Here is a 19968-nt window from a genome sequence, read left to right as displayed (position 1 = left end):
TAATTTTGCGCCTCATTTACGAGCGACAGATGAAAAGCAAAATCAATATCCCACCCATACCGGCCGTTTTACTGTCTATTATCAGCGTGCAATGTGGGGCGGCAATTGCAAAAGGGCTTTTCCCACAAATTGGGGCCGCTGCTACCGCCTCGTTACGGATCGGTTTATCAGCGGTCATTTTATTAGTCGCTTTTAGGCCAAACCTATTTAAACTAAATGCCAAACAATGGAAATATGTTACCTTATACGGTGTTTGTTTAGGGGTAATGAATATGGTTTTCTATATGGCTATAGCAAGAATTCCGATCGGCTTAGGCGTAACTTTAGAATTTGTTGGCCCATTGGGCCTGGCTATTTTTGGATCTAAAAAACCTGTGGATTTCCTTTGGGTAATACTGGCCGCAGCCGGCATTGCACTAATTGCCCCCTGGACCAGTACAGGGCTAAATGTTGTGGGTGTATTGTTGGCACTTTTAGCTGGTATTTTTTGGGCAGGCTATATTATATTAGGCGGTAGGATCTCAAAAATAATGAAAGGCGGTGATGCCGTTGCCATTGGAATGTTATTTGCTACCCTGGTCATCTTGCCATTTGGTATTTTTAGCGGCGGTTTAAGTGGCCTTAATCCGAAATTACTGGGTTTAGGAGCAGCGCTTGCGCTACTATCAAGCGCCATCCCATTTACCCTCGAAATGAGAGCCCTTAAGCAGCTCCCTGCCCGTACTTTCAGTATTTTAATGAGCCTCGAACCCGCCATGGCTTCATTAGCTGCACTCGTTTTTTTACAAGAATACCTCACTTTAAAAGAGTGTTTTGCCGTGGCTTTCGTTGTTATTGCTTCTGCGGGTTCTTCATTAACCGCCAGGCGTGCAAAACTGTAATTAGGCCAGTTTTTCTGTTTTATAGATTACAATACCTTCCGTTAACGTATCTACCTGTGCTACAAAGGCTAAAATATAAGGCTGCTGGTCATGGAGATCCAAACCTGCCTGATCTTTCCACTCTTCCTGAAAAATAAAAGTATTATCAACTGGAGATTCATGCAGATCGTACTGAATGCAGGCTTCCTCTTTACGGGAATTTGCAACCATATCCAGCAGCATAGTTCTTAATGCCGCTATGGTTTCTTTTTTACTTTTAACAATTGCTGTTAGATAAATGCTCATATACTCTTGTATTTAAAAAATGTTGGGTTAAATGTTCCTCGTGCAATTTAAGTGCACTTCTAATATCTGCATTCTTTTCTACATCGTGAAAATGGATGCCATCTATGCGTTCCATTCCGGTAAAAGCGTTCATTCTATGAAAACCAAACAATACACCATCATCTACACTGGTTTCCATAAAAAATTCCTCAGGTAAGGTAAATGCTTCTTTTGGGGCATTCCACGATGATGTTACCATGTATTTACGGCCATGCAACATTCCACCGGTACCGTAATTTCTTGTCGGGTTATCTGCTTTACGGCCATCACTTACATAAATTCCTTTTTTATGCCCTTCAGTAAATACAACATCGATATATTGTTTAAACCCATGTGGTAACTGAAACCACCAGATGGGTGTATGATAAATTACAACATCTGCCCAAACATATTTTTCCACTTCCTCTTTTGGATCGTAATTATGATTGATGTTGGTTGTTTTTACTTCGAAATCTGCCAATGAGGAAAAGAAACTGGCTGTTGCATCAGCTATTGTTTCGTTAAACCTGCCGCCAGAGTGACCAAATTTTTGTCCTCCGTTGATGATGAATATTTTTGTCATTTCGTTTTTCTTTTTTGATAAGACAAAATTACAGCGCCCAAACCTATTATTAAAACAAGTTAATTCATAGCTTTGTATCAGAATTATAATAGCAAGATTATGGTTAATTTAGAATGGTATAGAAGCTTTAAGGCAATTTATAAAACAGGAACCTTAACTGGTGCGGCAGAAAATCTGTTTATTTCGCAGCCTGGGGTAAGTTTGCACTTAAGTTCTTTAGAAAGTTACGTCGGCTACAAGCTGTTTGAGCGTACGGGCAGGAAGATGATCCCAACCGAAAAAGGAAAAGTGCTTTATAATTTCATTGTAGAGCCGCTTACAAAACTTGAGGATGCCGAAAAGCATTTTCAAAAAAGCACAGAAAAACATACACCAACCATTAGCGTAGGCATGTGTTTCGAAACTTTTCAGATTACGCTCGAACAATATATATCTACACTTCCTTTTAATGTGATTATCCGTTTCGGCGAATATCCTGAAATGTTAGATCAATTGGATAAAGGCATTTTAGACCTGATTATTACCCCACAAAAAGGCAATTCGGCCAATGTAGAACATGAGGCTTTTTCTTCTGAAACCATTGTTTTAGTAGGCGGAATAGAAACTGATGGCCAAACTTTTGACTCGTTGGTTAAAAAGAAAGATTTGGCCGGAATGGAAACCTGGTTAAAACAGCAAAAATGGTATGGAACAGCTGGCGATATGGAGCACCTTCTACGTTTCTGGCAGCTTAACTTTGGCAAGCATGCCGATTTTCGCCCTAATTACATTGTACCTAACCTCAATTCGATTGTGCGCTGCTTATCCGGAGGAAAAGGTTTAGCTATTATACCCGATTTTCTTTGCAAAAAAGAAGTTGAAGAAGAAAAAGTAAAAGTAATTTGGGAAGGCGCCTCAAAACTGACCAACACTTTATACTTTGGTTGTAGGAAAAACACCCAGTATGCATCAGAAATTCACATCATTAAAAAACTTTTTAAGGAGGTTATGGTTAGTATATAGTTTATATCGAAAATGATCATGGTTAGATCCCTGATTTAATTTTGTTTGGACAATAGATAAATAATTATTTCAGATAATACTTTAAGCTTCCATAATGAGTTATCCTAATCACCTATTAAGTAGCGATCAATTATTAGAAGTTTTTAATTTGACCCATACGGCCACAGCCGTTCATGTTGGCGAAACGGCTGTAATTCAAGCGGCTAATGATGCCATGCTCAAAATCTGGGGGAAAGACAGAAGTATAATCGGAAAATCGCTTGAAGACGCCTTACCGGAGTTAAAAGGACAGCCTTTTATTGAGATGTTCAGGAAAGTTTGGTTAGAAGGCTTAGTTATCTCAGGAAAAGATACCGCAGCGGATTTGGTGATCGACGGTAAACTGCAAACATTTTATTTTGATTTTGAATACCGGGCTATAAAAAACAATGCAGGTAAAACCATCTGCATTTTACATACGGCAATTGATGTAAGCGAGCGGGTACTGAGACAGCAGGCTGTAGAACAAGCGCTTGAAAGAGAAGAGGCGTTACAACGTGAGCAAACTTTAAATGAAGAACTGGCGGCAACAGTAGAAGAACTTGCCACAACCAATGAAGAGCTTGTGGCCACCAATGAAGAACTCCAGGAAACACAAGAAACACTGCACATTTTAAACAACGAACTGGAATTAAGGGTTGTTGAGCGCTTTAACCAGCTTTCGGAAAGCGAAAAGCGTTTTAGGACCATGGCAGAAGGAACCGATATTTTTATTGCTGTTGCTGATGAAAGTGGAAATGCCGTTTATTTTAATAAATCGTGGGTAAAACTCACGGGCCGATCGATGAAAGACCTGCTCGATTTTGGCTGGACAGATTTAATTCACCCCGAAGACCACGATAGATATGTAAATATTTACCTCTCAGCCCTTGCCGAAAAAAAATCTTTTACCGGCGAATTTAGAATACTCACCAAAAAAGGCGGTTACAGATGGTTGCTTGCTAGCGGCCCTCCACGTTTTCATGCCGATGGCTCATTTGCTGGTTACATTAGCTCCTGCATTGACATTACAGAACGAAAATTAATTGAAATAGAGCGACTTAACCTGAACAAACTTATAGAGGCCAGTTCAGAATTTATAGGCGTTGCCGAATTGGATATGTCAATCCAGTACTTAAATCCTGCCGCTTTACAAAAACTAGGTTGGTCTGGCATTTCGAACAGAACAATCTTAGATTGTGTTTTTCCTGAGGATCGATTAATGGCGGAGAAAATTCTACCAGGAATTTTAAAGAACAATACCTTCAGACAGGAGATTCGATTCTGGAATGAAGAAACAGGGAATCCTTTTTGGATTGAATGGAATGGCTTTGCCATTCGAAATGAAACCGATGAAATAGTTGCCATTGCTACGGTAAGTCCTGATATTACAGAGCGAAAACTTTATCAGGAAGAACTGCAAGGCATAAATATGGAGATGGCAGCAGCAAACGAAGAGCTGGCCACTACAAATGAAGAACTTGCTAAAACGCATGATGACCTGATCAAGTATACCAACAAACTATCAGACAGTGAAGAAAAACTCAGACAGGCTATAGAAACGGGCAGAATGGGTACCTGGAGCATCAATCCGAAAACATTTGAAGTTACCATGTCGAGCTTTGTTAAGGAATTGCTGGGCTTGCCTTTGGATAAACCAGCAGAAATGGATATGATTATGAAGGCCGTGAATCCGGATTACCATAACATGCTTTTTTCGGCACTCGATAATGCCATGAAAAACCATTCACCCAGCGATATGGAATACCCGATTAACAATTTAATCGATGGGCAGGAAAAATGGGTTAGAGCAACCGGGCGTGTATTTTTAGACCAACATGGAGATCCTACAGAGTATTCTGGCCTTTTCATCGATATTACGGAGCAAAAATTAGATGAGCTTCGAAAAAACGACTTCATCGGAATGGTTAGTCACGAGTTAAAAACACCGCTAACGGCAATTAATGGTTTTGTGCAGGTTTTGCAGCGCAAAGCAAAAAAAGATGAAGATAATTATGCCATTATCGCTTTAGATAAAGCGCACAGCCAGATCAGGAAAATGACCGCCATGATTAATGGTTTCTTAAATGTATCGCGTTTAGAATCGGGCAAGCTGCTTATTGAAAAAACAAACTTTAGCTTAAGTGAACTGCTGAAAGAAACCATCGAAGAAACTTATGTATCACAATCTTCGCATCAAATTATATTAAACCCAACATGCGAGGTTAACATTAATGCTGATAGGAATAAAATCGGGAATGTGATTTCTAACCTGATCAGCAATGGCTTAAAATACTCAGACAATGGTACACGCATCGAGATTAACTGCAAATTGCACCATACTGAAGTTGAAATTCAGATTAAAGATGAGGGAATAGGTATAAAGCCTGAAGATATTGATAAACTTTTCGAACGTTATTACCGCGTGCAGGGTAATCACACCATTTCTGGTTTTGGAATCGGACTTTACTTAAGCGCCGAAATTATTGAAAGACATGGCGGCCGGATATGGGCAGAAAGCGAGGAAGGTAAGGGTTCCGTTTTTTATTTTACTTTGCCATTGGGTTAATTAGCACAGTTTTTACCGCAAAGATCACTAAGGTTTTCGCAAAGTGAGCTAAGTTTTTTCTGGAAAAATGGTCGTTACGGAATTTGCACGATCTATATTTTTTTGTCATTCTGAGTGAAACGAAGAATCTTTCTCTTCTGTATGTGCTGTTACATGAAAAGATTCTTCACTGCGTTCAGAATGACAAAAAGGCGTTTTTCTTTTGTAAAACCTTAATCTATCCCCAATCCCTCCAATACCCCATCATCAACCAAATTTGGCAGTGTAATTTTTAAAGTACCAGTCCGTTCCATTTCACGTTCGATAGCAAAGCGGGCTTCTTTATTTCGTGCCCAGCTTCTTCTGGCAATGCCGTTGTTTACATCATAAAAAAGCATGTTTTGTAGTTTTTCAGCAGCTTGTTCGCTTCCATCCAATACCATCCCGAAGCCACCATTTATTACTTCTCCCCAGCCAACGCCACCACCATTGTGGATCGAAACCCATGTGGCGCCCCTAAAACTATCGCCAATTACATTATGAATAGCCATATCTGCCGTAAACCTGCTTCCATCGTAAATATTGCTGGTTTCTCTAAATGGAGAATCCGTTCCGCTTACATCATGATGATCTCTCCCAAGAATAACTGGCGCCGATAATTGGCCGGTATTAATCGCTTCGTTAAACCTCAGCGCAATCTTTGCCCTTCCTTCAGCATCAGCATATAAAATCCGCGCTTTTGAGCCTACCACAAGTTTATTTTCCTTTGCCGCGCTGATCCAATCGATATTATCCTGCAATTGTTGCTGTATTTCTACCGGGGCATTAAGTTTAATCTCTTCCATCACCTCTTTAGCCATTTGATCGGTTAAATCGAGATCCTTCTCATTACCTGAGGCACAAACCCACCTAAATGGACCAAAACCGTAATCGAAACACAATGGACCTAAAATGTCTTCTACATAAGATGGATATTTAAAATCTACCCCGTTTGGCGACATTACATCAGCACCAGCCCTGCTACACTCCAACAAAAAGGCATTTCCATAATCGAAAAAATAAGTTCCCTTGGCTGTATGTTTGTTAATACTGGCGGCATGCCTTTTTAACGAATCCTGCACATCAATTTTAAACCGATCAGCTGCATGGGCCATCATTTCATTTGCCGCAACAAAACTTAAACCTACCGGATAATAGCCTCCAGAATATGGATTATGCAGTGAAGTTTGATCAGAACCAATGGCCACTTCAATATTTTCTTGATCAAACCGTTCCCAAACATCAACGATATTGCCAATGTATGCCAGAGACACCGTTTCTTTTCCTTTTTGGGCAAGTATTACACGTTTAACCAATTCATCTAAATTATCGATCAGCTCATCTACCCAGCCTTGTTGATGCCTTTTGGTTGCAGCCTTTGGATTTACCTCTGCACACACCGTAATACAGCCTACAATATTGCCCGCCTTGGTTTGTGCGCCACTCATACCACCTAATCCTGCAGTAAGAAAAATTTTACCGGCAGTGCCCTGTCCATAAAAACCCTTTTTGCGGAAAGCATTCATTAAGGTAATGGCCGTGCCATGAACAATGCCCTGTGGCCCTATATACATGTACGAACCTGCCGTCATCTGGCCGTATTGGGTTACCCCTAAAGCATTAAACTTTTCAAGATCGTCAGGTGAAGAATAATTCGGCACCATCATCCCATTGGTTACCACTACCCGAGGTGCAGCAGTACTTGACGGGAATAGGCCCTGTGGATGCCCGCTATAAATATTCAGCGTTTGCTGATCGGTCATTATAGCCAGGTATTGCATGGTTAAGAGATATTGTGCCCAATTTTGGAATACACTTCCGTTTCCACCATAGGTAATCAGCTCTTCAGGATGCTGTGCAATTGCGGGATCTAAATTGTTCTGGATCATGAGCATAATTGCTGCAGCATGAACAGTACGACAGGGATATGCGGTTATGTCTCTTGCATAAATGGTATAATCGGGCATAAAACGGTACATATAAATGTGCCCGTAGTTTTCCAGTTCAGCTAAAAATTCCTGCGCAAGTGTTTGGTGCCATTCTTTTGGGAAATAACGCAAAGCATTTTTAATGCTCAGTTTTTTTTCATCTGCATTTAAAACATCCTTCCTTACAGGCGCATGGCTTAGTGCTATATTTCTGTTTTTGTGTGCAGGCAATGTTGAAGGAATACCTGCCAGTATCTGTACTTTAAAATCCATGTTTTGCAATTTTAAATGCTTAATTCAATGTTGATTCTGCCTCGCTTGCAATGGCAACAATTTCACCTTTTTGTACCATTTTAATGGCATTCTCCATCCTATCATACATAATCTGATCTTCTTCAAAATGATCAATTTCAGTACGCACAAAATCGTGTACCGCAGCCAATATTTTGCCAGGTTTTAATGGATGGTGATAATCAATAGCCTGTGCGGCACAGAACAGCTCGATACCCAGGATTTTCTCTACGTTTTCGATCACCTGCAAGGCTTTACGTCCGCTGATTGAACCCATACTCACATGATCTTCCTGACCTAAAGACGTTGGAATACTATCGGCACTGGCCGGAAAACAAAGTCCTTTATTTTCGCTGGCCAAAGCAGCAGAGGTATATTGAACAATCATAAAACCCGAATTTAATCCGGTTTCTTTCATCAGGAGTTTAGGTACGCCTGGCGTATTTCCTTCCAGGGAAAGATAAATCCTACGATCGCTGATGTTTCCGATTTCTGAAGCGGCTAAACAGGCATAATCGAGCGGTAAGGCCAATGGCTGACCATGAAAATTACCACCGCTGATCGTTAAATCATCATTAAATATTACAGGGTTATCGGTTACCGAATTCAGTTCGATTTCTAAAGCTTCTTTTAAATGCATCCATGCCGTTCTTGAAGCGCCATGCACTTGTGGAATACACCTTAACGAATATGGATCCTGTACTTTGGCACAATCGGCATGCGATTTCATAATTTCAGAACCTTGCAACAATTTACGTACTTGCTCCGCCACCGCTATGTTTGCCGGATAAGGCCTAAGCTGGTGAAGCTGTGCATGAAAAGGCTTTTCAGAGCCTTGTAATCCTTCAATCATCATCGCCGAAATGATATTAGCAGAAGCCAGCACATTTTCTAATCGCTGTACCACTTTAACGGCGTGTGCTGCAATAAACTGGGTGCCGTTAATGAGTGCCAGGCCTTCTTTTGGACCCAACTGCAGCGGATTCATCTGATATTCTTCTAAAAGCTGAGCTGTAGCAATAATTTTGTCTTTATAATGAACCTTTCCTAAGCCAATTAAAGGCAAAAAGAGGTGAGATAAAGGAGCAAGATCGCCAGAAGCGCCAACAGAACCTTGTTTGGGTACTACAGGTGTAGCGCCGATTTCTAAAAACCAGATCATTCGATCGAGTGTTTCGATTTTAATACCTGAATATCCCTGCGCTAAAGCCTGTAGTTTTAAAACCAACATCAGCTTTGATATTTCACTATCTATCGGCTCTCCAACGCCTACAGCATGACTTTTTAAAATATTCTCTTGTAGTTTACGGGTATCAACTGCCGAAATCATGGAGGTACACAGTGGTCCAAAACCAGTATTGATGCCGTAAACGGCTTTACCTGAAACCGCTATCCGTTCAACTACCTCGCTACTTTCCAGCACTTTATCGCGGGTACTCTGGCTCAATATGCCTTTTATCTCACCATTGCTAATCGCCAAGGCTAGTTTAGCGGTTAAATGATCTGTTCCATAATTAAAAATCTGTTGCTCGCTCATGTTAAAAAGGTTTTAAACAAAAATAAGCCCTATATTTGATACCTATAAATACCAATTACATCATCATGTAATAACCATGGGTTATCAGATAGAACTTAGGCACTTAAAATATTTTCAGGTTTTGGCCGAGGAACTGAAGTTTAGAAAAGCTGCAGACCGCCTTTTTATTTCACAACCAGGCCTAAGCAGGCAGATTAAACAGATGGAGGAAATTTTTAACGCCCCATTGTTCGATCGTAATAAGAAAAAAGTAGAGCTTACGGAAGCAGGTCGTTATCTTAAAGATGAGGTAGATTTTCTGTTTGGCCATATCGAAAACATTAAAAAACAGATCAGCAGTATTAATGAAGGCAAACAAGGCGAACTTCGCATTGGTTTTTTAGGCTCAGCAGCACAGAAAATCGTACCTGAAGTTATTTTTAAACTCAACAAAGATTTTCCAGAAATAAGAACCAATCTGGACGAAATGTCCAATAAGTTACAGATCGAACTATTGAAAAAAGATATGCTCGACGTGGGCTTTGTGAGGATGCAACAGTTTAAACCGGGTATTTCTAAACACATGATCCATCTGGATACTTTTTCGCTGGTATTGCCTAAAAGCCACCCCATGAAAAAAGCATCATTTGAAGCGGTAAAAAAATTGGGCAATGAACCCTTTATCTTTTTCTCAAGTGATGACAGTCCATTCTATTACGACCTGATGATGAGCATTTGTGAAGATCACGGCTTTAAACCCAACACCTACCACAAATCAGTCAATGCACTCACCATTTACAAACTGGTAGAAGAAGGTTTGGGCATTGCCATTGTACCAACAGCCCTGCAATACGGCTATCAGGAAAACGTAAAGTTTGTAGAGCTTACCCATATCCCCCAAAGAACGGAGCTCTATATGATCTGGAAAGAATCTAACCGGAACCCGGCGTTAAAAAATGTGATCAAACTGTTGTTAAAAGATAAGATTTAAAATCATTCTTCTACATACGCTGATAAAACACCGAGTGCCTTTAAAAGATATTCACCATCATAGTTGGTTGTAGATTCTATTTCAAATAAGGTATCCTGAATTGTACCCTTATTAATTTCCCGAATTTTTAAAATTAATTTTTCTTCAATATCATAGCTAAAATTGCTTTTGAAAAACTGTAAATATTTTGTTTGATCGTTTAATTCAATGTTAATTTCTTCTTCATATAAAATTGAAGACAGTGATAAATACTTATTGTCATCCGAGACAAAAGTTATTTGGATAAATTCATCCCAATTTTCAGGATCACTATAGGTTATTGTGTTAAATTTAAATACCATTTTTTTCTTTTTAATGACAACTTATTTCTGCTTTTTTCCATGATTTACCTCCATTTTTCACCATGTTTATATCGTCCCCTTGAAATTTAAATACCTTTCCAGAACTCAGCTCATGTACTTCTAAGTCTGTTATTCCAATTGATCTTGCATATTCAAGTATTGCAGGCCTACAATTTGGACAAACATCAAGCCCATCAACCACTAACACTCCTTTACCACCATATAATCCAGCTTTTTTAGCTTGATTCATGGCATCTATTTCGGCATGCATACTAAATTCATTTGAATTGACAAACCCAGTATGTTTAAGTTCCGGGATATCTGCATTGATTCTCGGTACACGATTTGTTGGGTTTGTACCTTGAAAAACCTGACCTTGCATTTCAAAGAGGGCGCCAACAACTTCTTCCAATCCACCCGGATCGATCATTAAATTTGAATCGTGTACATATCTAAATAGGTTACCCCCTCCCATTAGGCCTATCGGATCTTTACTTACATAACTCCCAATCTCCGGATCATAATACCTAAACCTATTATAATACAGCCCCGTTTCTACATCCTCATATTGCCCCTGATACCTAAATGGCACAAATCCGCTATCACCGCTAAGTTTACGTATTTTTCCATAAATATCAAGTTCGCAGTCCCACACTTTTTTTCCTACACCATCATAAGCCTGCACAGGTGTTCCCAAATAATCGCTGATAATAGAATAATACTGGCCATTGACAATTTTGGCACTTGGGGTAAATTTATGTTGATCGTATACCCAGGTAATTAAATCGTTGCCCAGCGGTTCAATTTTATCGTAGCTGAGGAGGCCGTGTTCGTTAACCACCAAATTTGGCCGTTCGCTTAAAGGGTAATTCCACTCATGTAGCAGTAAATTACCATCCCATAGATACCGGTAGACTGTATTTTTAACAATTTTAGCTTTCCTCCTACCTAAGGCATCGTATTCAAAACTGATGATCTCGCCATTTGGATTTTTAACGGCCTTCATCATGCCATTAGCCGCCCAGGCGTAAGCCCAGTCGCCTTCTTTCCACTCTGGTAAATCGGATTCAGCATCAGCCAGGATAGCCATCATCTCAGCTTTGGGAATATCAGGATCAGCCATTCCCCAGTGTAATTTTTTGTCAAATAAACCACTCTCTTCTGGTTCCGCAGCTTCTTCTTTCGCCAGACCGATAATATTACGCTTGCTTTTTTGCACCAAGTTACCTTTAGCATCGTAACGGTAGTACCATTGATTGTCTTTAAGTAGTTTGCTACCTTTATCGTAACGCCTGTCGCTCCGATCTGCTGTTCTATATAAGTTCCCTGTTTCATCGGGATTTTTATAGATCACTTTACCATCATCACTATAACTTGCCGAAGAAAGACTTCCAAAAGTATCGTATCTGTAATCGATGCTGCCACCAGTTATGCTATTTAAGCAACTATTCAGTTTATCGTTTGGCCCCCAGGTATATTGTTTAAATGCTGTGATGGATCGGCTGGCTTCAACTTTTTGACTAATAGGGTGCCCTTCGTGGTCGTAATCGAAAGTAGCTTTTACTCCACCACTTAAACTTCGGCTGGTTTCCTGTCCTTTTTTGTTGCGGCCAATGGTTGCAGCCCATTCGGCTGATTCGTCACTTTGAGCTGCGATGCCATTCAGGTAACCTGTTTCATCATAACTGTATTTAATATCGGCCCCTAATGAACTTTTTAAACTAATCAAATTGCCAAAAACATCATATTGGTAATTAATCTGGTAGCCATCCTGTATCTCCTGGGTAATCATACCCAACGGGTTCCGGTTAAAACTAACTAAAGAAAGTTCGTTCTCTGCAGCAATGAGTAAACCGAGTTTATTGTATTGAAAGGCTTCGTAGGTACCATCTTCATACCTACTGTATACCAAACGGCCGCTCAGATCGTAATTATGGTAAATGGCCTTGCCATCGGCCTGTATCGTTTTAATAATCTGCCCGTCCTGGTTACGGACATATTGTTGCTCTTGTCCGTCAAAGGCAATTTCTTTCACCACATCATCATTCGCGTCCCTTAAAAAGGTATACTCTTCGCCTTTTTCGTTGGTAATAGCTTTTAAATTTTCCCATTTGTCATAGGTAAAATGAAGCGTCTGAATATTTTGGCGGGATAAATGACTACTTCTTTTTTGTGTTTTCAGACTACCCATAGGCGTATAGTTCATGTGCCATTCTTCGCGCCCATCGGTGGCGTAAACCGGAAGATCATAGGCGTCGTACTCAAAACGCAAGGCCTCTTCTCCAAAATCTTTTACAAGGGTTACGCGGCCCATCTCATCACGTTCCCAAATCGCAGTTTGATCACCATCCGGACTAAAGCGGATGAGTCGCCCATAATCATCGTAAGTCCAGCGACGACTGTTGCCCTCGCTCGAAACCGATTCAATCAATTGGTTTAAACTGTTATAAGTCCAATGGACTTCATGGCCATTATTATCGCGACAAAACACTGGTAATTTCTGTCCTTCGATATAATAAAAATCGACTATACGGTCATCTTTTTGCACATGTTTAAGCAATTGGTTCTGCTCGTTATACAACCAGGTTTCATTTGCTCCTGCAGGATCGCTCCGCAAAATCAGGTTATTGTTTTCATCATATGCATAATGGTATTGCTCGCCATCTGCGGTATGATAAGTAGTGATATTGCCCCTATCATCGTATTCGTAGCCAATCACCCTACCCTCAGGGCTGGAAACCATCTTCTCTTCATTATAACGATCGTGTTCATACCAGGTTTCGCCACCCATGGCATCCACTTTTTTGTACACCAGGTCATTTTCATCATAATAATATCGTTCTATCTTACCATCACGATAATATACTTCGTTATACCCTTCTTCTGGAAAATAGCTTATCGATCCACTCATAAAACCATCTCTACCTTCGGTATGGATTACACGGCCTTCTTCATCATAATGCCAGAAATAAGCCATCCCATTACGGTTGGTTCTTTTCACTACACGATTGTGTGCATCGTACTCAAAGCTGATGGCTTTACCCGCCCGATCGTATACTTTGATCATATTGCCGCGTTGATCGTAATCGTAACTCACCAACAGATCGCTGGTGTTCTTATAATGATAATAAACTGCTTTAATTGCCGTACCTGCCTCATTGTGCTGCATCTCGAGTACACGACCAGAATTTTCTACAATGCGTGCTAAAAGTTGTTTCTGATAATAAAAGCTCAGGTTGTTACCGCTGGTATATTCAATCTGGTTAATCCGATAAATATCTCCATCGGCGCCACCACTAAAAAGGATATAAGTATAAATATCCTGATTGATGGTAAGTATCCAGGTGTTTTCATCAGGCCGTTCCATCCAGATTTTTTGTGCACGATCGTACTGTTTGCCTGAATACGGTTCGATATAGGGCAAAGGCATCACCATATTTTCTTTTGGGTGGCTAAAACCCACAATTCCGGCGTCAGGATCAGGGTAAATATAAAGGTCATAATTATTATACACCTGGTTGCCCAACATGCCCGCATATGGCTTATCGCTACGCCATACATTATTCCAAGCCAGTGCTTGCCCTGCTGGCAATTCGAAATCAGTCCACTCGAAAAACATAGCCCCAGTAACAAAATTAACAGGCTCCAGGCCCCAATGGCAAAGTTTTTTCGATATGGGATTATTCTTAAAAAGCCCCCGTAATACTTTGTTGACACCTTTTAAGGCCGCTTTGGATAAGGCACTTCCCAATTTCGTGAGTCCCCTCATAATACCAATGGCCGCAAAACGCATCAAATACTCTTTCAGTGTATAATTATGGGGCGCAAATGTACCACCAACCAACACGGGTTTTCCAGTATTAATCTGTACATACATACTCAGTAAATCGCTGTAAAAAGCGAAATAGGCCAATGGGTTTTTCTTCAATTTACCAGGCACCGTAGGAAGGGGTTTTAAACCCATTGGTGGGCACCAGCAGGTAAGCACCTGGCCAGGATTAGAGCCGCTCATTTCCGAACCTTGCCCTTTTACAGTAGTAGAACCCCAGTATACCTCGCCCTCGTGTGGCGAACCAGGTATGTTTACAATAAAATAAACAGGAATGGAACTGATATGCCGAAACGGGAGTAAAACGCCCATCACCGAAGTGGTGGTAGTGGCCTTATGGCGGCCATGTACATAAATAGAGCCGCCCATAGGGATACTGGCCGCACCGATTAAACCCTGTGCAAATTTTGGAATGGGAATGCTAAAACGCAGGTAATCCATCGGATCGAACACCATCCCGATAAAAGGGTGAGGCAAAGGCAAAGGAATAAAGCCAAATGATGGCGGAATGGGAATGGTTGTCCAGTGAAAATCGATTGCCAATACCACATCAAAATGTTTGCTAACATGTTGTACAGCAGTATTGGCCATTGCAGGCTTTTTGGCTTTTAAAAGCTTTAACGAACTTTTTGCCGCAGGTGGGTTACTTCCAGGGGCAACACCTCCACCACCGCCAACTGCTTTTGGTTCGGCTTTAGTTAAGCTTGCAGACAGGCTGATAGACCTATCGGTAGACATATTCGGTTTACTCGCTTTTACTTTTTTCATCCGTATATTTTTTATGATAATGGATTGGCGTGATTTTTTGGTACTTCGGCCATTGATTTCCAGTCTTCTCCGTAATCCTGTCGCATATCCATATCTAATTTTTTGCCTTCAGGGCTTTCCTCACCATATTTTTTTAAGATGATCGATGCGGTATAAGCCATAGAACTTTGTCGTCGTTTTTCAACCGGCATTCTCCTGGCAATTTCCAAACACTTTAAATAATAACTCATTGCTTTTGCAGAGCCGGTTATTTTGCTCTCAGAAAGTTGGCCAAGTAAGCGGGTACATTCCATCGCTATAAAATCATTCTCAATAACTTCTGCAATTTTAATTGCCTTTTCAAAATACTTTTTGGCTTCATCTTTACCTGAGTGTGCCAACAGAAAACTTCCATAACTCATGTGGATGTGTGCACTCAATAACGAGCTTTCTCCTGCACGGGCTAAGGCCAGTTCGTATTGCTGGCGTGCTTCTTTCTTTTTGCTTTTTACTGCTAAACTCTGCGCTAACATAATCCTTGCCGCCACTACGGCCTCATGCAATCCTTGTTTTTGAGCGATAATGATTGCCCGTTCTAAAACTGCATTGGCCTGTTCATGCTTGCCTTTGCTTAAATAATTACTCGCAACCAGTATCTGTTGCTGGTAATCGCTTTCAGGATCGTTCTTTTCCCTGTTGGTATGTGCTGCTGCATTTTGCATCAACTGGCTAACATCTATATTGAGCTTAAACTCCGTTCCCTGCTTTAATTTTTTTAAAGTCCGGTGTATGTGGTGCTCAGTGTAAACCAGTTTAAGGTTATGGCTCCCCAAAGTTTTAACACAACTGCACCACTCGTTAATCCATTCAGTAAGGCCAGTTACATTATTGATGTTTGTTGGCGCCAACTGAACATATATTTTCTTTAATTTTAAACCAGGATAAAGATTACATAACCTTACAAGTGCCATAACTGGCAAGTAGGCATCCGTTTTATAATTTTGAGCACCTTCGCCTGATTCAGCATCCCAAACAACACCTGCTCTTGTATCTTTTTGCCATAAATCAAAAACCTCCTTCCATTCTTTAACCAAACTCTTGCCATAATCATTTACACTTTCGAACGGCTGATAATGGAGCAAAAACATATCATCGGTACGGCTTTCTTCTGTTAACTGATATTTAAAATAAGCCTCAAAAAGATTTACTTCGTGACGCTCGCCAAGGCAAAGAAATAAGGTTTCTGATGGATGTTGCCTTACTATCTGTTGCCATTGTTTATCTATTTTAAATAATTCCAGTTGTATCGGATTCATTGAGCTTTAATGTCGAAATTAGTTTAGGTTAATGGTACCACTGCTAATGTTGGTTTCGCTTTCGCCACCTACATTAATCTTTTTTGATGCAAGATTCGCCTCAGTTTCTCCACTCATTGAAAGGGTTTTTGTACCGATATCCAATGTTTGAGATTCTATACCGATTCCAGAAGTTGGTGTTCCATCTTCAGGTCCCACACCTATACCAATACTGATCGAGGCAGAATTTCCGATATTTTCTCCGAGTGTTAAAATATCTTTTCCTTTAATGATGATCTTACCTGTTTTATCCATGAAAATACTGCTCTCACCGCACTTAATCAGGATTGATTCTTTAGTCTCGAAAACAGCTTTACCTGCTCCATCCAGTTCGATAAAGTTGCTGTCTTTATCCCGCATAACCATACCTGCCCCATCATCCATGGTTAAGGTATGTCCACTTTTAGAGGTTAAACTTTTACTATTATTGCTGGCACTGCCCCCGCTCCCGCTTTTGCCGTGGAATACTGAGCCTAATACAATCGGTCGGGCAACATTTCCTTCTTCAAAAGTTAAAGCTACCTGATCACCGATTTCGGGGATAAATACAAAGCCCCTGTTTTTGCTCACTTTATCACTGCTTCCTGCATCTGGTGTAATTACCCGCAGCCACTCCGTTACATCATTAGTTTTACATTCCCATTTAAATTTCACCTTAATACGGCCCTGCCCCTGCGGATCGGCATTGTCAATTACATCTGCTAATTGCATATCAGGGCTTGGCTTGCCATATTTTTTTACCAAAAGGCGTTCTGTTGTAGCTACTACGCCTTCGAAAGTGTTGTAATATTTACCTGTACCATCAATATCATGGTTGATACTGGTAATGAGAAATTTGCCCAGGCTTTCTGTAGAAAAAGATAGTTCTTTTCTCACGCTCATCGTAATTTCAGCAATACTTCCTATACTTAAAGCAGCATTATCTCCACTTGCATTCACCTTTAAAAGATCGCTGATATGTGCTTTCTCTTCGTTTTGTACGTGGTTTTTAATATCGTTGTTGTTATCTACCCGGATAAGAGAAGGTTGATTAAAGGTTTTGCTGTACATCGCGTTAGACACCTGTATCGCATGTGCCAGATCGGGTGATCCATCGCTCTGTCCGCTACTTTCACTCTGGAGCATTTCATCCTGTTTGGGGTTATAGGCAAAACGTTTATTTTTGATCGGTGCAATTTCCATGGCATATTGCAGGTTCTGCACATCGCGCCCATAAATCAGGGCAACTTCTTTCTGACCATCTGGTTTACCAAAATTCAGCTGTTTGCCATCATAGTAAAACCATTCATGGTATTCGCCCGAAAGCCTGTTCAGAAAATCAAAATCACTCTCCCGATATTGAATCAAATAATCAATAGGGTCTTTTCTAGCGGCATTTGCCACAATTTTAATATCGTTTGAAGGCACATCCGAGGTAGCAAGATTTACAATCGTATTTAAATCCTTATCGAGATAAGAACCTAAATCGGGACCGCGATCGATTAAGATGGTTGGACTATAACCGCTCACAATCAGCACGCCATGATAGCCATGGCTCTGAGCCAATTCTACTTTAGTTACCAAACCAGCAAATTCTTGTAAACTGCCCGAATCATAACCGAAGGAAGCTGTAAGGGTTTTACCCACAAAATCACGACTATCGTTTAAACTGATCATACCAGGTGAACCCATTTGATCATGGTTAAACCGCAGTTCGAAATAATGATGCGCATTAAAAGCTTGTTTTAAGCTAAATGAGGCAAAATGGGTAATTGCCTTATCTTCTATGTTAATTTCGGTGATTAATTTCTTTTCCATGCGGATTAAATAATAGTTTATTACTACTTGAACATTCCATCCCGAAAGGTTAAAACGCCTCTTTTCCCATTAAAAATGGATCCGTTTTTAGTTTCTGTAACCTCTGGGTAACTAATAGTCTTATCTTGAGTATTATAAATCATCGCCAGCTGTGCAGTAAGTTTTTCCTTACTTTGATCCTCCTTGAGATCTGCAGATGCGAATAATTGAGTTTTAACTGTTTTACCCAACTTAAACAGGGCTTTGTTAATACTGAATTTTGAATGATCAACTACTAAAATATGGCTAACACTATAAGGTTCGGTCCCACTCATTTGCCCATACCCGGTAAACAGATATGTTTTTTGAGGGGAAGTATTTAAGCTGTATATGTGTTCGAAAAAGGGAGTAGGGCTACCTTCATTGTCTTTATCCTGATAGAGATCGTTAAACGAAATCGCAGTTACTGCTTTATTTTCATCCAGGTACTGAATAATATTCTGCACATGCCACATTGAACCGGAATATGGTGAAAGCCAATAAAACACCCTGAGTTTATGATCGTCGGCGCTTAACTGGTTAATTTCATATTTTCTTAAATAGGCAAAATCATCCTCAAAGGCATTTGGCTGCTTTAACGCCGTTACAAGTGCTCTGATAAATGTTTCTTCAGCCTCTGTATTCCCATCGCTTAAATAACTTTCTCTGGAGGCTATCATTTGTGCAGCCAATCTCTCAAGAGAACCTGCTTTGGCATAACCAGCATTTATCTTCTTCTTTACAACAGTATCAGCATCATCTATTCCACCTGGTTGCTGATCATGATGCTTTGCACCACAAGAAAACAGCAGGAATATCAGAGAAAAAAATAAGATGCTTGTTGTTTTCATGCTATTGTCTGGGTATATTAATTAATCCTCTGTTTTCCATAGCTTTTAAGATTACAGCTGTTCCAATTTGTTTATTTACATAATCGAGACTAAAAAAATGATCTCTCGGAAAACCGCCTTTAGTGTAAAGATTAGAACCACCCCACAGATAAGGCGAGTTGATATTATTTTTCTGATAGGCCTTTGCTATGCCATTGTATTGCTCTAAACGCAGCAAAACTTTTGGCAGAGACCAAACTGTTTCTTTATCCAGGCCACGTAGTTTTAAGGCATCAACTGCACTTTCCTCAAAAGTAAATGGTGGTCCGTGGTTAATTTTTGGCCTGTTAGCAGGGTGCTGTCTGGTAAAACCGCTTAACGGATCGCCATTATGCAGGTGTTTGGTAAAGTCAGCATTACTTTCTCTATAGTGTACACAGGCAATAAAATACCATGGAATGCCCATATTTTCAGAGAAAACACTATGATCTAAAAATGTTCTGCTAAAAAAACTATTGCCGATTTTTGGATTCCTTTTGAGGAAAAAATCGTCGGGTTCGGTTACGAAGCAAGTATTTCGGTAGGTGTACCCAGTTAAATGGAGCAGTTTATTTCTTACTGCCTGGTATCTTGATTTATTGCTTATGATTTTATCATCAATAATCCGGTTGATCTCAACCGATTTTATCGGAGAAACTGTGCAGGAATTAAATAGCTTAATGTATTCTAAATCAGTAGCCATAATTAGCGCCTTATATCACACCTCTAAAGCAAAAAAACCGTTACCAGCACCAGCTTTTTAGCAAGTAACCCGTAACGGTTTTATTAAAATTAAGCTTTAGGCCAATCATTTTCGTGTTCTGCATTGCCCAGCTTTAGCTTACGGGCCGATACCACAAAACTTAAAGTCATTGGTGTATTGTCGTTTACCGCAATACCCTCGTTATACTG

The 19968-nt window shown here is 40.2% G+C and carries 15 protein-coding genes; 4 read left to right on the top strand and 11 right to left on the bottom strand.

What is annotated here, in order from left to right:
• Positions 1 to 29: 29 nt before the first annotated feature.
• The gene (locus ACTJKN_RS11165; RefSeq protein WP_440824994.1) at positions 30 to 881 is read left to right on the top strand and encodes an EamA family transporter; all 852 of its coding nucleotides are present in this window, start codon (positions 30 to 32) and stop codon (positions 879 to 881) included.
• On the opposite strand, the gene ACTJKN_RS11160 is transcribed toward ACTJKN_RS11165, so the two are convergent.
• Positions 882 to 1166 carry a putative quinol monooxygenase gene (locus ACTJKN_RS11160; protein WP_440824992.1) on the bottom strand — a complete coding sequence of 95 codons (285 nt, stop codon included), beginning with the start codon at positions 1164 to 1166 and terminating at the stop codon, positions 882 to 884. It lies immediately after the preceding gene.
• Positions 1138 to 1767, bottom strand: a complete 630-nt coding sequence (locus ACTJKN_RS11155) for an NAD(P)H-dependent oxidoreductase (RefSeq protein WP_440824990.1) — start codon at positions 1765 to 1767, stop codon at positions 1138 to 1140. The genes ACTJKN_RS11160 and ACTJKN_RS11155 overlap by 29 nt, the downstream gene beginning before the upstream one ends.
• Before the next feature lie 99 nt (positions 1768 to 1866).
• On the opposite strand from ACTJKN_RS11155, the gene ACTJKN_RS11150 reads away from it, so the two are divergent.
• Both ACTJKN_RS11150 and ACTJKN_RS11145 read left to right on the top strand, forming a co-directional pair.
• Positions 1867 to 2769, top strand: a complete 903-nt coding sequence (locus tag ACTJKN_RS11150) for a LysR family transcriptional regulator (protein WP_440824988.1) — start codon at positions 1867 to 1869, stop codon at positions 2767 to 2769.
• A gap of 94 nt (positions 2770 to 2863) precedes the next feature.
• Positions 2864 to 5356, top strand: coding sequence for a PAS domain S-box protein (locus tag ACTJKN_RS11145; RefSeq protein WP_440824987.1), 2493 nt, complete (start codon positions 2864 to 2866; stop codon positions 5354 to 5356).
• A gap of 212 nt (positions 5357 to 5568) precedes the next feature.
• Here the strand turns inward: ACTJKN_RS11145 and ACTJKN_RS11140 are convergent, their stop codons facing one another.
• Both ACTJKN_RS11140 and hutH read right to left on the bottom strand, forming a co-directional pair.
• Positions 5569 to 7575 (bottom strand): urocanate hydratase, encoded by a 2007-nt coding sequence (locus tag ACTJKN_RS11140; protein WP_440824985.1) that lies wholly within the window; start codon positions 7573 to 7575, stop codon positions 5569 to 5571.
• Positions 7576 to 7594: 19 nt separating this feature from the next.
• A complete protein-coding gene (gene hutH / locus ACTJKN_RS11135; RefSeq protein ID WP_440824983.1) occupies positions 7595 to 9130 on the bottom strand; it encodes a histidine ammonia-lyase in 1536 nt (511 codons plus the stop codon).
• 76 nt (positions 9131 to 9206) lie between these two features.
• Here hutH and ACTJKN_RS11130 point away from each other — a divergent pair, with 76 nt between their 5' ends.
• Positions 9207 to 10100: a LysR family transcriptional regulator gene (locus tag ACTJKN_RS11130; protein ID WP_440824981.1), complete on the top strand. Its 894-nt coding sequence runs from the start codon at positions 9207 to 9209 to the stop codon at positions 10098 to 10100.
• A gap of 2 nt (positions 10101 to 10102) precedes the next feature.
• On the opposite strand, the gene ACTJKN_RS11125 is transcribed toward ACTJKN_RS11130, so the two are convergent.
• From ACTJKN_RS11125 to tssD, 7 genes are all read right to left on the bottom strand, one after another.
• Positions 10103 to 10441 (bottom strand): hypothetical protein, encoded by a 339-nt coding sequence (locus ACTJKN_RS11125; RefSeq protein WP_440824979.1) that lies wholly within the window; start codon positions 10439 to 10441, stop codon positions 10103 to 10105.
• Between the two features lie 10 nt (positions 10442 to 10451).
• Positions 10452 to 15038 (bottom strand): RHS repeat-associated core domain-containing protein, encoded by a 4587-nt coding sequence (locus tag ACTJKN_RS11120; RefSeq protein ID WP_440824978.1) that lies wholly within the window; start codon positions 15036 to 15038, stop codon positions 10452 to 10454.
• Between the two features lie 11 nt (positions 15039 to 15049).
• Positions 15050 to 16333, bottom strand: a complete 1284-nt coding sequence (locus ACTJKN_RS11115) for a hypothetical protein (protein WP_440824976.1) — start codon at positions 16331 to 16333, stop codon at positions 15050 to 15052.
• A gap of 18 nt (positions 16334 to 16351) precedes the next feature.
• On the bottom strand, positions 16352 to 18169 hold the full coding sequence (locus ACTJKN_RS11110; RefSeq protein ID WP_440824974.1) for a type VI secretion system Vgr family protein: 1818 nt from the start codon (positions 18167 to 18169) through the stop codon (positions 16352 to 16354).
• Positions 18170 to 18192: 23 nt separating this feature from the next.
• Positions 18193 to 19038: a hypothetical protein gene (locus ACTJKN_RS11105; protein WP_440824972.1), complete on the bottom strand. Its 846-nt coding sequence runs from the start codon at positions 19036 to 19038 to the stop codon at positions 18193 to 18195.
• 1 nt (position 19039) lies between these two features.
• The gene (locus ACTJKN_RS11100; protein WP_440824970.1) at positions 19040 to 19759 is read right to left on the bottom strand and encodes a hypothetical protein; all 720 of its coding nucleotides are present in this window, start codon (positions 19757 to 19759) and stop codon (positions 19040 to 19042) included.
• 89 nt (positions 19760 to 19848) lie between these two features.
• Positions 19849 to 19968: type VI secretion system tube protein TssD (gene tssD, locus ACTJKN_RS11095; protein WP_440825873.1), on the bottom strand; the 120-nt coding region annotated here is incomplete at its 5' end.

It is taken from the genome of Pedobacter sp. 22163 (genome assembly GCF_052045595.1).
Classification (GTDB): Bacteria; Bacteroidota; Bacteroidia; order Sphingobacteriales; family Sphingobacteriaceae; genus Pedobacter.
Note: the sequence above shows the minus strand (reverse complement) of the source record. Positions and strands in the feature narration are given on the sequence as shown.

Excerpts from the sequence above, each read along its gene's own strand:
- hutH (WP_440824983.1), bottom strand. The coding sequence starts at position 9,130 with ATGAGCGAGCAACAGATTTTTAATTATGGAACAGATCATTTAACCGCT.
- ACTJKN_RS11105 (WP_440824972.1), bottom strand. The coding sequence starts at position 19,038 with ATGAAAACAACAAGCATCTTATTTTTTTCTCTGATATTCCTGCTGTTT.
- ACTJKN_RS11160 (WP_440824992.1), bottom strand. The coding sequence starts at position 1,166 with ATGAGCATTTATCTAACAGCAATTGTTAAAAGTAAAAAAGAAACCATA.
- ACTJKN_RS11145 (WP_440824987.1), top strand. The coding sequence starts at position 2,864 with ATGAGTTATCCTAATCACCTATTAAGTAGCGATCAATTATTAGAAGTT.
- ACTJKN_RS11150 (WP_440824988.1), top strand. The coding sequence starts at position 1,867 with ATGGTTAATTTAGAATGGTATAGAAGCTTTAAGGCAATTTATAAAACA.
- ACTJKN_RS11130 (WP_440824981.1), top strand. The coding sequence starts at position 9,207 with ATGGGTTATCAGATAGAACTTAGGCACTTAAAATATTTTCAGGTTTTG.
- ACTJKN_RS11125 (WP_440824979.1), bottom strand. The coding sequence starts at position 10,441 with ATGGTATTTAAATTTAACACAATAACCTATAGTGATCCTGAAAATTGG.
- ACTJKN_RS11120 (WP_440824978.1), bottom strand. The coding sequence starts at position 15,038 with ATGAAAAAAGTAAAAGCGAGTAAACCGAATATGTCTACCGATAGGTCT.
- ACTJKN_RS11110 (WP_440824974.1), bottom strand. The coding sequence starts at position 18,169 with ATGGAAAAGAAATTAATCACCGAAATTAACATAGAAGATAAGGCAATT.
- ACTJKN_RS11165 (WP_440824994.1), top strand. The coding sequence starts at position 30 with ATGAAAAGCAAAATCAATATCCCACCCATACCGGCCGTTTTACTGTCT.
- ACTJKN_RS11100 (WP_440824970.1), bottom strand. The coding sequence starts at position 19,759 with ATGGCTACTGATTTAGAATACATTAAGCTATTTAATTCCTGCACAGTT.
- ACTJKN_RS11115 (WP_440824976.1), bottom strand. The coding sequence starts at position 16,333 with ATGAATCCGATACAACTGGAATTATTTAAAATAGATAAACAATGGCAA.
- ACTJKN_RS11155 (WP_440824990.1), bottom strand. The coding sequence starts at position 1,767 with ATGACAAAAATATTCATCATCAACGGAGGACAAAAATTTGGTCACTCT.
- ACTJKN_RS11140 (WP_440824985.1), bottom strand. The coding sequence starts at position 7,575 with ATGGATTTTAAAGTACAGATACTGGCAGGTATTCCTTCAACATTGCCT.